12 protein-coding genes are annotated in these 13,764 nt (G+C 57.8%); 7 read left to right on the top strand and 5 right to left on the bottom strand.

Annotated elements, in window-relative coordinates; genetic code table 11:
• The 5 genes from LBR61_11755 to LBR61_11735 all read right to left on the bottom strand — a co-directional run.
• Positions 1 to 1,301: hypothetical protein (locus LBR61_11755; GenBank protein MDR1732758.1), on the bottom strand; the 1,301-nt coding region annotated here is incomplete at its 3' end.
• Between the two features lie 28 nt (positions 1,302 to 1,329).
• Positions 1,330 to 1,980, bottom strand: a complete 651-nt coding sequence (locus LBR61_11750) for a hypothetical protein (GenBank protein ID MDR1732757.1) — start codon at positions 1,978 to 1,980, stop codon at positions 1,330 to 1,332.
• 69 nt (positions 1,981 to 2,049) lie between these two features.
• On the bottom strand, positions 2,050 to 3,537 hold the full coding sequence (locus LBR61_11745) for a hypothetical protein (protein MDR1732756.1): 1,488 nt from the start codon (positions 3,535 to 3,537) through the stop codon (positions 2,050 to 2,052).
• A gap of 28 nt (positions 3,538 to 3,565) precedes the next feature.
• Positions 3,566 to 4,465, bottom strand: coding sequence for a hypothetical protein (locus tag LBR61_11740; protein MDR1732755.1), 900 nt, complete (start codon positions 4,463 to 4,465; stop codon positions 3,566 to 3,568).
• A 100-nt stretch (positions 4,466 to 4,565) separates the two neighbouring features.
• Positions 4,566 to 5,768 (bottom strand): hypothetical protein, encoded by a 1,203-nt coding sequence (locus tag LBR61_11735; GenBank protein MDR1732754.1) that lies wholly within the window; start codon positions 5,766 to 5,768, stop codon positions 4,566 to 4,568.
• Between the two features lie 436 nt (positions 5,769 to 6,204).
• Between LBR61_11735 and LBR61_11730 the strand changes: the two genes are divergently transcribed.
• The 7 genes from LBR61_11730 to LBR61_11700 all read left to right on the top strand — a co-directional run.
• Positions 6,205 to 6,441, top strand: a complete 237-nt coding sequence (locus LBR61_11730; protein ID MDR1732753.1) for a YtxH domain-containing protein — start codon at positions 6,205 to 6,207, stop codon at positions 6,439 to 6,441.
• 10 nt (positions 6,442 to 6,451) lie between these two features.
• Positions 6,452 to 8,554: a heavy metal translocating P-type ATPase gene (locus tag LBR61_11725; protein ID MDR1732752.1), complete on the top strand. Its 2,103-nt coding sequence runs from the start codon at positions 6,452 to 6,454 to the stop codon at positions 8,552 to 8,554.
• A 7-nt stretch (positions 8,555 to 8,561) separates the two neighbouring features.
• Entirely contained in the window at positions 8,562 to 8,882 is a 321-nt protein-coding gene (locus tag LBR61_11720; GenBank protein MDR1732751.1) for a heavy-metal-associated domain-containing protein, read from the top strand.
• 351 nt (positions 8,883 to 9,233) lie between these two features.
• Complete coding sequence (locus LBR61_11715) at positions 9,234 to 10,850, top strand: DUF4198 domain-containing protein (GenBank protein MDR1732750.1); 1,617 nt, start codon at positions 9,234 to 9,236, stop codon at positions 10,848 to 10,850.
• Positions 10,851 to 11,086: 236 nt separating this feature from the next.
• On the top strand, positions 11,087 to 11,935 hold the full coding sequence (locus LBR61_11710; GenBank protein ID MDR1732749.1) for a DUF4198 domain-containing protein: 849 nt from the start codon (positions 11,087 to 11,089) through the stop codon (positions 11,933 to 11,935).
• A 232-nt stretch (positions 11,936 to 12,167) separates the two neighbouring features.
• Entirely contained in the window at positions 12,168 to 13,304 is a 1,137-nt protein-coding gene (locus LBR61_11705) for a site-specific integrase (GenBank protein MDR1732748.1), read from the top strand.
• A gap of 189 nt (positions 13,305 to 13,493) precedes the next feature.
• Positions 13,494 to 13,764: hypothetical protein (locus tag LBR61_11700; GenBank protein ID MDR1732747.1), on the top strand; the 271-nt coding region annotated here is incomplete at its 3' end.

Here is a 13,764-nt window from a genome sequence, read left to right as displayed (position 1 = left end):
GCGCGGTTGAACCATTCCGTCGCCTCGTTGTTTTTCTTCAGCTGCCGGGCCAGTTCGCCCGCCCGGTACGCCGCCAGGTAGTCTCCGTCGTAAGACCCCGCCAGCTCCACGTACCTGTCGTAGGCTTCTTTGCCGCTGCGCCGCGCAAGGCCGCTGTGGGTGATGCGCAGCAGGTTGATCTCCTCCGGGGAAAGGGGATAGGTGGGAATCACCTTCGCGGGGTCGGTGGACTCGTTTTCGTAGCCGCCCGCCGAAGTTTTAGCCGGCGCGGGAGTTGGATCGGTCCGGGGCGCTTCATAGGCCGGCGCCGAAGCTTCCGGGCCGGAAGCGTTTCCGAAAAGCTGGTTTGCGGTGTCGTCGTAAGTCCTCTTTCCGGGCCGAGCCCTGGGAAACTCCATTCCCTTGATTTCTCCCGAAGTGGTCGGTTTAATCTTGTCGCCCCGCCGAATCAGTCCGGAGTTATCTCCATTGGCGATCACCTGGGCGGAGCTGAAGTTGCCCTGGACGTCGTTTACCTTCACCGCGGCGATGGGGTGCACCTCTCTTCCCAGCGAGTCGCCGTCCATGTCGAACAGTTCCGGCCCCTCGGCGTAAATCAGGTAGAGGTCGCCCTTTCGCGCTCCGGAAGTGGCTCCCACGCTGATGTTGACGTTTTTACCGGAGACGGACACCACGTGGGAATACTCGCCGGCAAACTCCTCTTTTATCCGGTTCGCCAGCTTCAGGATCGCCGCCTCCAGGGCGCGAGCGCCGATGTCGCCCCCTGAGGACTCCACGTTCTTGAGCCCGCCGATGTTCACTCCTGCGGCCGAACTGTCGGCCGCGCCAACCTCCGACAGAGCCAGGGCCACCTCGCCGGTGGTCGTGTTCAGCACTCTCATGTCCACCGTGGCGTTCGCCTTCTCTTTGGTCTGAGTGAACACCGAAATTCCGGTGGTGGAGTTGTCCACCGTGAGCGACGTCACCGAGCCGAGAAGGATATACTGACAGCCCGCCAGCCGCCCGATTTCCACAGCCATATTGGGATCCACCAGCCCTGACATGTTGAGTTTCTGCTCACGGCCGATGGCTGCCAGGCGTTCCCGCTCAATGAGGGCGATGGACTTGGAATTGGCGAGGTTGCGGGTGAAAAAGTCCGTGATGGCGTCCGCCTGCTGCGTCGAAACCTTGCTCGTCTTGCTGACGAACTTCATCACGCCCATCCGGACGATTTCCCGGTCCGCCGCCCAGACCCGACTCCACTGAGCGGCCAAAAGGAGAACCACCGCGGCCAAAAAGGCTCCGAACATCTTACGCTTCATTTCATAAGACCTCCCTGGAATGATGAAATCACCGGGCCATGCGGTCGGCGGCTGTCGTGGCGGCCGCTTCCACGGCATTCCGCTCCGCCTCGCCGCGCGTGTAGCCCACCTGCCTGCCCGAAACCGTGTCGGAGTACAGGACTCTGCCCCCCGAGCTCACCGCCATCACCGCCGCCGAAGCCGTTCCGGTGAACATATCAAATTCGTTGCGCCGGGAGTCGCCGTCCACGCTGACGTCGATGGTGACCACCGTCTCCACTCCGTACCTGGAGGCAAGCCCCCGGATGGCCCTGCCGTATTTGGCATCCAGTCCCATGATACCATCGATGTTGCCCTCCAGTGCCATGCGCTGAGCCTCCCGAGTCTGCTCCAGTGCCAGACGCGCAGCCTCGCTCCGGCGCATCTCCGCCATTTTCTTCTGGTCCACGACCTTATAGCCGCCGGCGATGAGCCGCTGGGCCACGATGCCCGCCGTCACGGCGTCATGCTGAGGGTCGGGGCCCCGCACCAGCACGGCCACCGTTCCCTGCCTGGGCAGAGGCTCGGGCTGGAACTCCGGCGCTTTTTGAGGCGTCCCCAGTTTTCCCCGCTTCAGAGCGGCCTCCGCCGAACAAAGCGACAGGCACAACAAAAGAATCGCGCACACCGCGCGCGCAAAAGCGCGAAAACGAGTCGTCATAACTTTTTCTCCTTACTGAAGCTCCGTTTCAGACTCCGTCAAAGGACCGAAGGCCCTTTGGAATCCCTCTTATTTTCCGATCCACTCGCCGGAGACGGAAGCGGACGAGGAGCCGGTGATCTTCACTCCCTGCTTCGAGAGGAAAGAGGCGACGTCCCGGGCCCGTTTCGCGGTAAACACGTTCAGCTCCAGAACTCCGTCGTTGTAGCTGGACTCCACTTCTCCCCCGTCGGACAGGAACTCCGCGAGAGCGTCCTCCAGCTCGCTCGCGTCGTCGAAGGATGGAACGCCCGTTATTCTGACGCCGATGGAAGCGCCCTTCACGCCTTTATCCGCCTCCGTTTCGGCCCTGCTCACGCGTCCGTACACGATCCGCCCCTCCAGGTTGTCCACCTCGACGCCGTTTTCCGTCAGGAACGCCGCCACGGCGCGGGCGTTTTTCGGCGAAACCACGTCCACCTCCAGCAGCCCGTCCTTAAATTCACGGTCGTAAACCCCACCGCCCTTGCCGGCGAACTCCCGGAGCGCCTCCAGCAGAGACTCGGATCTGGCGAAGGAAACACCGGTGATTTTCGCCGTCACCGTCAGGCCCGGAATCCCCGGCCCCGCGCCCAGCATGGCGTAGGCAACCTTGTGGACGATGCTGCCGGCCGCCGGCGGCGCTGCCTGCTGGAAGCCCCGAACCGCGCCGTCCTCCACGGTCTGGCCCTGGGTCATTTTCTCGACGATCTGAGAGCCCAGCTGCTGTCCGCTCCTGCTGACCACGGCCTTCAATTGTACGGTGGCGCGGACGCCCCAGAGAGGAATCCCCGACACTTTTATCCGGCTGGGCGTGTGGGCGCTGGCGTAGGCTTTGCCCAGGATGACCACGTCGGCTTTCAGGGTTTTTATGGCGTCGTCCATCTTCCTGGGGTCGTCCCAGGCCTGAGCCGGATCGATGTTCATGATGGAGCGGACCTGCTCAGGGTCGATGATCTGATAGCCCGCTTTCTCGAAGGCGGCAAGAATCAGCCCTTCCGTGGTGGAGATGAAGGGGGACTTTTCCTCTCTGCTCGCGCCGACGCCGTCTCCGTAGCGCTCCTCGAACCGTTCATCGATCCAGCACATGACCCTGGGGTTCCCCATGGCGTCGATGACCGCCGGACCCAGGATACCGTCCATGGCGGCCTCCTCCACGCGACACACGCCGACGAGGGTCATCATCCCGTCCGCGTCCACCGTTTCCTTCACGATGTCGAATTTTTTGACGATGCCCTGAGCCTTGGAGAAAACCCTGTCCCTGACGACCTGGTAGTTCTCCATCTCGGTGACGGCGTCCACGAACGCGCCCAAAGCCTTTTCTATGGCGTCGCGGAATGCCTCGCGTTTGGCCTCTTCGCGGGCGGCGTTCCTGTTGTTGCCCCTGACTGCCGCGTACCCCGTGGCGTCGTCCACGATCCAGACGCCGCCGTCCTTCCGAACGCCCGCTGCCGCCGCGCTGACGGAGCTCAACAAGAAGAGCGCGGCGAGGACGGCGCGAAACCCACCAAACCCACTAAAAATAACGGATTTTCTCATGCTCTCCGTTCCCCTGTTTACTGCTTTATCACTTGCTGACGACGATCACTTTGCACTCCCTGCGGAAGTCGGGGGAGCTGGCTCGCACTTTGGCGGCGTCCGCGTTGGAGATGATGATGTTGACGTTGCCGTCGCTGAGCTTCACGGCCCTGGCCACGATGGGGCTGGAAGCCACGTGAACCTCGCCTTTGGCGTAATTGATGTTGTTGTAGTAAGCGCAGAGCCCCGATTGCAGGTAGCTGCTCTGGTTCACGAAGTCGATGCCGTAGACCGGACGTCCGCTGGCGTCGAACACTTGGAAGGTCATGGCCGGAACGTAAGGCAGGTGCCGCACGTCGATGACCAGTCCTGTGAACTTCTGCTTCTTCGGCGCTTCGAGCTTCCCGGCCGGCGCCGGGTCGGGCTCCAGGATGATCGTCACGTCGGGCGTGGCCCCGTACACCGGCTTGGGCGCGGGCACGGGCAAAAGGTTGTTGTTCGCCATGACGACGCGGAGCTGTCCTATGCGGATTCGACCCCTGATGGTGTAGGACTCGCCGTCCCACTGACCCTCCAGCAGCTCCACGTTTTTGATGATCCCGCTCACTTCCGTGCGCACCCGGTCGTCCGCCATGAAGTTGTCCATCGTCGTCCGGGCGTCCACCTGCACGCCGCCCATGAACTCCAGCAGGTTGCGCTGAAGGTCCACGATCGCGCCGCGACGGGCCAGCGCCTTGGCCTGAGCGCCTTTCACGTTTACGGGAGCCACCGCCATGCCCTCGGACTCAATGTAGTTCTGCGTCCAGTCCAGGAGCCCGCGTTCCTTCTGAACCACCACCGAGCCCCCTTCGGGTTCGGGGTCCGCGGCCTCCGAGGGCGCGGCGCCTGTCACGCCGCCGAAAAACATCGAACACGCCAACGCTAAAATCGCGGTAAATTTTTTTATCATGATCATTTCCCCCAGTCGTTTTTTCAGCTTCCTCGCCGTCAGCAGACCGCCGGTTTCTGTGCTGTCAAAAGACGCTTCTCTAAGCTAGAATTTAAAAAAGCTAGAATTTAAAACCTGGTACAGGCAGACGCAGGCCGGGTTTTTTCTGCTGCTTTTGTTTCTGCTGCTTCTCCTCGCCCTGTTTGTCCTGTTCGTCCGCTTCCTCCTGATATTTTTGCTGATATTTTTGGTAGTCTCCCCCGCCCATACCCCGCGACATGGCTTCCACGTCCACCCCCGGCATTCCCGTCCAGGTGGAGAGGAACAGGGCGTTGACGGTCCAGTCGGGCTTCCAGTTTTTGGGGGCGTTGGCGGGCCTGGGCGGATAGGAGGCCCAATAATCCTCGCCCCAGGCGCTGGCCATGAGCATCACGCCCTCGCACCCGGCGAAAATTCCCGCCGGAACGTCGGCGGCGCTTTTATCCGGCCCCATAACGACCCCGGAGCTCACCAGCTCATTAATCCGGGAGGAGTGCTCGTGGGTCTGCATCCCCATGCTGGCCCTGGACGAGGAAGTCCAGATGATCGTCTCCTTCTTCGCCTGGTTCGCCGCCACCGCGCTGACGAAGTAGCCTGCGGCCCCTTTTACGGGACTCCAGGACAGGGAGATGGAGGAGTTGACGTCGCCTCCGGTCTTCACGGAAAGGGGCGGGAGGAAGTCGTGCCGATCCATGCTGAACTGTATATCCGGCAGATAGCCGCCCGTCACCTGATGGCCGCCCCTGAGAGACGCGCCGGCGGGCACGGGGATAGAGGACTGTTTGTTGGGCCACTCGCCCCAGCCCCAGCCGGAGGGAGGCTCGCCCTTCCAAACGCCCGCGCCGCCCGCCAGCTCCGCGAATTTCCCTTTACCGCTCTTCATATCCTGGGGAGAAATGACGAGGGGCTGACCCTTCTGGACGGTTTTGGAGGACCCCCAGTAGATTTTCAGGGTCCAGTTCTGCTGTTCCTGAGGGACGTTGTTGGCGGTCCCCTGAGCCGCCGGACGATCGGGGCGAATCAGAGGAAGCTCCTTTCCCATCTTCATGCCGGCGGGTATGGCGTGAACCGCCTTCTGTTCACGGTCACCCGGCGTTCCCCGGGCGTCCAGCCGGAGCATGTAAGGCGCCTGCATCCCCTGGAGCCCTCCCGCCGTGGTCGCCAAAATCTGGTACTCCCCTACGACGTTCGCGTTCTTCGCCGGGCTGGCCCCCCACGAGGCTGCGGTCAGCGACAGCGACAAACTCAACCCCAAAACCGCCGTCAGACATCTTTTCCTGTTCACTTATGAAAACCCCCCTTGTCTAAATGCTTTTGAATGAATTGCCGCTCCACAGGATAAAGTGTTTCAGGCGATTTGTCTTTGCCTGCCGAGGGTGATTTTGAGGGTGATTTCAGGAGTAATCCTCTCAAAAAAAGGATTACTCCCCTCTGAAAAAAGGAGTAACCCTCTCAGGAAAACCCGTATGAAAACGCTTTTCGCAATTAAAATACGGGTTTATTTTACGTGTCGAACATCCGCTGCTCGCAGCTCCCGCCTTCATCCCCGGGATTCTTCGGACTCCCCGGGCAGCCGCATAAGCCGCGGCCGCGGCTGCTTCCCGCTTCAAACTGACCATGAGCTGACCTTGACATTCAAGTTTGATTATGCTAACTTGCCTTATAAATTACACAATACAATTATTAGACAATACAAGACAATAAATTAAGGAGGTTAAGTCATGAATCGTGAGAAGGTATTGTTATTTGTAACAGGAGTCCTCGCAGGAGCGGGCGCGGTTTGTTTTGCCCGCAGTCAGGTCGGGAGAAAAACGGCGGTCGCTGTTGCCGCAAAAGGATTGGAGTTGAAGGATCGGGTCGCTTCCATGGCTGAACGGGTCAAAGAAACCGCTGAAGATGTGTTGGCCGAGGCAAAATACGTAAACGAGAAAAAAGCGAACTCCCCGAAGGCGGATTGAGCGGGCCATAATGGATTTTACGATTGTCCACGAACTGCCGGGCCGTTTGCGGCTGCGCTGTGCTGACGGCGCGTTCACGATGCGGGAGGCCGGCGTCATCGGCCTGTTGCTGGAAACGCAGCCGGGAGTTCTGCGCGTCGCTGTTTCCCACAGAACGTCAGGTCTGCTGATCCATTACGAAGGCGACAGGGAGTCCGTTTTGACGGCGGTCAGGCTTTTGGACAAGTCATTTTACGAAGACGCGGACGTCGAGGCGCTGACGCCGGCTGATCGACAAAGTTTGACGGGAGCGGCGGCGTCTCTTCTTGGCGGCGCGCTGGGGCGGCGTTTTCTGCTGCCGGGTGTCCTGCGATACGGGTTTACCCTTCTGCGGGCGCTGCCTCTTTTGAAACGCGGGCTCTGCAAACTGCTGCGCACAGGACGTCTCAACGTCTCCGTGCTCGACGCGTCCGCCGTGGGCGTGTCTCTGCTTCGGAGAGATTTTCGCACCGCCGCCGTCATTACGACGCTGCTGGCGCTGGGCGACCTTCTGGAGGACTGGACTCGCAAAAAATCGAGAGAGAGCCTGATCGGCAGCCTGGCGGTAAACCTCGACAAAATCTGGGTGCGCCGCGGCGGCGAGGAAACGCGGATTCCGGCGGCGGACCTTCAAATCGGAGACCTCGTCATCGTCCGCGCGGGCGGCGTCATTCCGGTGGACGGAGTCGTCTTCGAGGGCGAAGCCACCGTGAATCAGGCGGCAATGACGGGAGAGTCCGAACCCGTTCGCCGCGTCCCTCCCCTCTCGGTTTTCGCCGGAACCATCGTCGAAGAAGGTGAGTTGATCCTGCGCGTCACCGCTTTTGACAGCGAAACGCGCATCTGTAAAATCGCCGAGATGATAGACGCCTCCGTCGCTTTGAAGGCCGACGTCCAGAATCACGCGGAACGCATGGCGGACGCCATTGTACCGTACAATTTCCTGCTGGCTGGCGGCATTTACCTGTGGACACGGGATGCGGTGCGAGCCACCAGCGCCCTGCTGGTCGATTATTCCTGCGCGCTCCGGCTGTCCACGCCTTTGGCTATCCTTGCCGCCATGCGTGAAGGAACCAAACGGGGCGTGCTGATCAAGGGCGGAAAATTTTTGGAAGCCTTGGCCGCTGCCGACACCGTCGTCTTTGACAAGACCGGAACCCTGACCGTGTCCGTGCCGAGGCTTGCCAAAGTCGTCCCCTTCGAAGGGCGGGCGCGGAAAGAAGTCCTTCGTACCGCCGCCTGTCTGGAAGAACATTTTCCCCACTCCGTCGCCCGCGCGGTGGTGAAGCTGGCCGAGGAAGAAAACCTCTCTCACCGTGAAGAACACTCCACCGTGGAATATATGGTTGCGCACGGCGTCGTTTCGCGGCTGCGCGGCGAAAGGGTGCTGATCGGCAGCGCTCATTTCGTGTTCGAGGACGAAAAAATTCCCGTAACCTCCGAACAGCGCGAAATCATTGAGCGTGAGGCCGGAGACTATTCCGCGCTCTATCTGGCGGAGGGCGGGCGGCTTACCGGACTGCTCTGCGTCGAAGATCCCCTCCGAAGCGACGCTCGCGAAGTCATAAATCGCCTGCGCGATGCGGGGATCAATCGGATGGTGATGCTTACCGGCGACAACCCGCGCGTCGCGGAAAAAGTCGCCCGTGAGACGGCCCTGGACGAATTTCGGGCGCAGCTCCTGCCGGAGGATAAAACGGAAGCCATTAAAATGATGAAGCGTTCGGGCGCCAAAGTCGTCATGGTTGGCGACGGCATCAACGACGCTCCGGCGCTGGCCGCCGCTGACGTGGGAGTTGCCATGCGGGGAGGCGCGGACGTGGCCCGTGAAACAGCGGACATCGTCATCTCGGAAAACCGTCTCGAAGGTCTGATCGACGCGCGAAGACTGGCTGCGGGCACGATGCGGAAGATCTACAGCAACTTCGCTTTCATCGTCGGCGCGAACTCCTTCCTCCTCGCTTTGGGACTCGGCGGAATCCTCACACCCGCGACTTCCGCGCTTCTGCACAACCTCGCCACGATCGGCTCCAGCGTCTACAGCCTGACCCCGGTTCTGACCGGTTATCCGACGACAACTTCAACGGGAGAATGAAAAACAAATGATCGAAAGTTTCATTGAAGGGCGCGTCCGTCTTCGATCCGTCGCCCTTTCGGACGCGAAATTCTCGGAGCGGATACGGGAAGAACTCCTGAAGATTAACGGTGTAAGACAAGCCGAGGTCAATCCGAGGACCGGCGGATTGTTGCTGGAGTATGACAAGGCGAGTCTGCCCCTGTCCCTTTTGAAACGGGCCGCACCCCTTTTCGCCGAGATTGACGCTCTGGAGCGACTTCCCGTGGATGAACGGCTGGAGAGCCTCGAAAAACTTCTGCGCGACGTGAAAGGCATCCTCTCAGCCCAAATGACATTCAAACATTAGCTTCTTCGATTGATATGAGATCGGACCCCCGCCCTTTTTCTCAATCTCAATACATGAGTTAGATAAATAAAACAACAGCAATAACTAATTTTCGATCATATGCTTTTCTCTTTCATTCCGCAGGTGAAATACTCTGCTCAGAAAATATCGAATCTATAATAGTTTATTTTTAAAAAATAGTTTGACTTAAAAAACAAAATATGATAATCTACTCAAGCTTTTACAGGAGAGAAACAAACTCATATTTTAAGCGGTGAAAAAGAATCGGCAGTGAAATATTCGACTTCTTTGCAGGTGTTTTATTGTTCAAAATAAGTAAGATTGAACAAACTTATAAAGGAGGGTTTTGACGTGTCTGATAAGGATAAGCGGAATCATGCTGAAGAGTTTCTGTTTTTTGCTCTGACGAAAAAATTGTGTTCTCTGGTGACGATGGTGTCCGTGTTATGCTTTCTGCTGCCGGTCGCTCCGGCCGGGGCCCATTCTTTCACGGCCTTCCCCGATTACAGCACTGTCCAGGCGGGGGAGCAGGCGTTTATCAATTTTACGCTCAGTGAACCTTTTCCGACGCCGGACCTTTCACTTTACGGGATGGACCACAGTCTGAACGCCAATTTGGTGTACGAAAGCGGCAGGAAAGTCAGTATATCCGGTTTCTCGTTTTACAACACGGAAAACCCGTCGGACACCAACGGCGAAAATTCCGATGTTCAGAGGGCAAGCGTTGCCGTGGCCGAAGGAGGGGCCGCGTATATTGCCGCGACGCTGAGGATGAACGTGCCCCATGACCCTCCGCTTCCTTTTGTGGGATTCGCGAAAAGCGCCCTCAATATCGCGCCGGGAGCGGGCAAAAACGCCGTGGGAGACGATGACGTTCTTGAATTGGTTCCAGTGAGCGACCTCTTTTCCATCTCCAAAGATCAGCCGTTTGAAGTTAAGGTTCTTTTCAAAGGACAGCCACTGCCGGGCGCGACAGTCAGCGCCGCCTGGGCGGGGATGCCGCTGGCCGCGGACGGAGAACAGGCGTGGGCTGTTTCGGCTGTGGCAGACGGTCAGGGCATCGCCTCCGTGACCCCTGACCGTGCTTCTCTCTGGCTTCTCTCGGCCGGACATTACGACACAGATGGCGTCGCTTATGGCGGGACTTTGCTCCTTTATGTCAATGCTCCGGCGGAAGAACGGGAACGGGTGACCACAGATTTGTTCATGCCGCAGTCCAACAACGAGGCCGGATTGTTTTTCGCGGATTTCATCGAGGGCGCGATTCCCGAAGCCGATGCGTTCCTCTCAAAAAATAATCTGAGATGGGCCGGTTATGTCGCTGTTGGCAATGGCAGCAGTCAGATTTACAGAGAGGGAAAGAATCAGCTCGAAGGCAACAGTGGAGCTGATTTTACCATTCCCACGACAGCGGCGGCCGGCGTCAGCGCCATGACCGGTTTCGGCGGCGTGTACACGTTTGCGCCCGACAACCTTGGAGAATCTCTGTACAAAGATATGGAGGAAAAATTGAACGCCTCCGGAGTCACCCCGACTGGCGGCATGATTGTCCTTCATCCCCGCGAGATATTCCCGAATCTCGGGCTGCGCATCCTGCAGGTTTACGACGACGGAACGGAGCGCGACGTAACGGAAGACGTAGTGGAAGCCGGGTTCGATGTCTCCAGGATGAGCGAAGGCGAAATCACGGCATGGTGGGGAGCGCTCGTCGCAGATCGAGACGTTTCCGGTTCTCATTTCATTCCGATCACGCTTTCTTCCGTGGGCGAAGATGGAAAAATCCTCTTTGACGGCAAAGCCGACGGCAAAATCGAGAGCATTTTCTATATCGCCGGAAGCGCAAACGACGACAAAAGCAGCGACGGCAGCGGTTGTTCCGCTGGTATGGCCGGTGCGGGCAGTTTCGGTTTCCTCCTGTTGGGCTTGATTTTAACCCGCCGCAACCCATGCCGCCAGGCAGGTAAATAAATCTCACGAAACAGGCTTATGCTCTGTACTCCAGCGCAGGGATTGTCTATGCGCGTTCTGCCTGATAACTGTCTGTAAATTAGTCTGATAAAACTTATATTATCTTCGCGCTGCGACATCATGACGATAAGATCAAGTCTATAATTCGTGATTTATTGATCATTAAAACGTCTTGACAGGAAAAATTCTGGTACTAAAATGTTTTATTAATCAAATATATTTCGGAGGTGATTCAGATGTTCTCAAATTTCGTAACGAAGTTTTTTTCTATCGCAGTGCTGTTTTCAGTTTTTTCAGTTACTGCGGCGCGCCCGGCGGCGGCTCATCTTCCCGTGGCGGCTCCGGATAAGTTCGCCGCGTCAACTGGAGAAACGGTCAACATCAGGGCGGGCCTTGCCGAGCCACTCATCGAATATGCCTACTCCGTCGAGAATTTGCTTGACGCCGGCCATGCCGGCGGCCATGCGACGATGACGGGCAAGGTTCGGTTCGCCGACGGGAGTTCGACGCCCCTTTCTTTTTCTCCCGCCGACAGGAACGCCCCCGGCAAATCACTGTTCGATACGGCGAGTGTGAAAATCGAAAAGCCCGGAACGGCTGTAGTTGCGTTTCGGTTCGATTTCAACAGTGGAACCCGCCCGACAGTGGCGTTCGGTAAAACCCTGCTGAACTGGACCGCCGACATGTCGGCCACGGCCCGGATTGGAGACGAAAATGTTCTCGAAGTCGTACAGGACGCCGACACCGGTCCGGTCTCCTCGGGACAGGCCGTTACCTTCCAGTTTCTTTTGAGAGGCGCTCCCCTCGCCGGAGCCGTGGTATCCGCCACTTATGACGGAGCGCCGCTTCCCGAAAAGCCGGAAGAGGGAGAAGAAAGCAACAACGAATACATTCACGCCACTACCGACGCTTCGGGGCGGGTCACGTTCATACCCGACCGTCCCGGTACGTGGGTGATCGGGTGCGAATACCTGGACGGCTCCGCCCCGAAAAACAAACCGGAATACAACGACGCAGCTCGATATCCCGAATGGAAGGGCATTCGTTATCGCGGAACGCTGACTTTCATAATACCCATAAAATAACACCTTCCCCTTAATGGATTTTTAGACATAACTGTTTGCGAATACTGTTTTTACCCTTTAACTGTTATCTACCGTTGACTTTCAATTAACCACCATTTTATAATAAAAATTGACCAAGGAGAGACCAACGGAAAAAAGAGGAAGAACACCAGAAAAAGCAGCAGCAGACTTATAAAACTCGAAAACGATGACCAACAGGGGGAACAAAAAACAGGGGAAGGACTGAATAACGATGTCAATCAAGCTGACGCAGGGGAATTTTCAGACTGTAGCGCCAGAGGGTAAATCCCGATGGATAAACGACACCGGCCTGAGAGGGCTGTGTCTCTACGTTGCCATGGACAACAGGCGTACCTGGTACATCTCTTATACTGCCGACGGCAGGAAAAGCCATCACAAGCTGGGAAGCGCCGATGTCCTGACCGTGGCGGAAGCTCGCGACCTTGCCAGAGACTTCCTCTCGAAGATCGCCAGGGGTGAAAAGCCTCATGAGAAAAAAGCTGCTGTCCCGACATTGGGGGAATATCTGACGGATGTCTATATCCCCTGGTATTCTTCCACCCATAGAGACACAAAAATGACACTTGGCAGAATATCCTTCGAATTTAAATCCCTCATGAACACACCTCTGGATCGTATCCGCTTGACTGATATTATGACGTGGCAGACGAAACGACATGAGGAAGTGAAGGCAAAAACGCTGAACGTCAGGCTGGCGCTGCTCAGAGCTGCACTCAATCACGCGGTAGAAATCGGGCTCATCGGACAGAACCCCATCGAACGAGTGAAGCGCCTTAAAGAGAACGACTCGGAAGCCGTGACCCGCTTCCTCTCCCCCGATGAAAAGGATCGCCTGTTAAAAGCCCTCGATGATCCTGCTACACCTGCCTGCCTGAAACCGCTTGTTACACTCGGACTCAACAGCGGACTCAGAAAAGGCAGTATGCTCTCTCTGCACTGGAAGGACATCAACTTTGACAGTAAGACCGTCACAGTCCTTCCCGAACATGCCAAGGGGGGAAAACTGATTGACCTTCCGTTAAACTCCACAGCAATACAGGCCCTCGCAACGTGGCGGCTTGCCTGTGGCAATCCTCCAGATAATTCCCCCGTGTTCACAGTAAAAAATATTCAGTACATGTGGGGGAATCTTCGGAAAAGAGCCGATATAAAGGACTTCCGTTTTCATGACCTCCGGCACAGCTTCGCCAGTTCACTTGTCCAGAGCGGGATCGACCTTCTGACAGTCAGCAAACTCTGCGGCCACAGCAATACAGCAATGACACTGAGATATTCCCACCTTGCCCCCGATGGCCTGCGTAAGGCTGTAGCTGTCCTTGATGATGAAAAGGCACTCCGACACGGTTAAAGACATCGCCAGTCAGAGAATCCCAGGGGAGGCCCAGAGGCCTCCCTTCTGTTATCTTCCTGCGAGTTCCGGCGCTTTGCGCTAGATTGCATCGGCGCGTTTAACCGCGGATGGATTGACACCTATCGCCGCCGCCCTCGCCGCGTTCGCTTCGGCCTTTATCCGTTTCAACTCCGCGGACGCACGGTGGTGAGAGGGGAAACCCTAATCGGCACCATCGGCTCCGGGCCCCTCACGGTTTCCGGCGGCGCGACCTACGACGCTGGCCTTGGCTTCGTCGGCTCCGCTTCGGTGGAGTCCCTCAGCGGCGGCGGGACGGTGATCGCCGATCCTCTCACGGTTTCCAGCGGCGGCGACTTTTCCGGGACCGTGAGCGGCCAGCTGGTCGCGTCCGGAGGCGTGTGGGACGTGGCCGGGTCCGGGTCGGGGACGCTGACGGTGAGCGGCGGGAACTTGAGCT

Source organism: Synergistaceae bacterium (assembly GCA_031272035.1).
Classification (GTDB): Bacteria; Synergistota; Synergistia; order Synergistales; family Aminobacteriaceae; genus JAISSA01.
The sequence above is the reverse complement of the archived record's forward strand: the minus strand, read 5'-3'. Positions and strand labels throughout refer to the sequence as shown.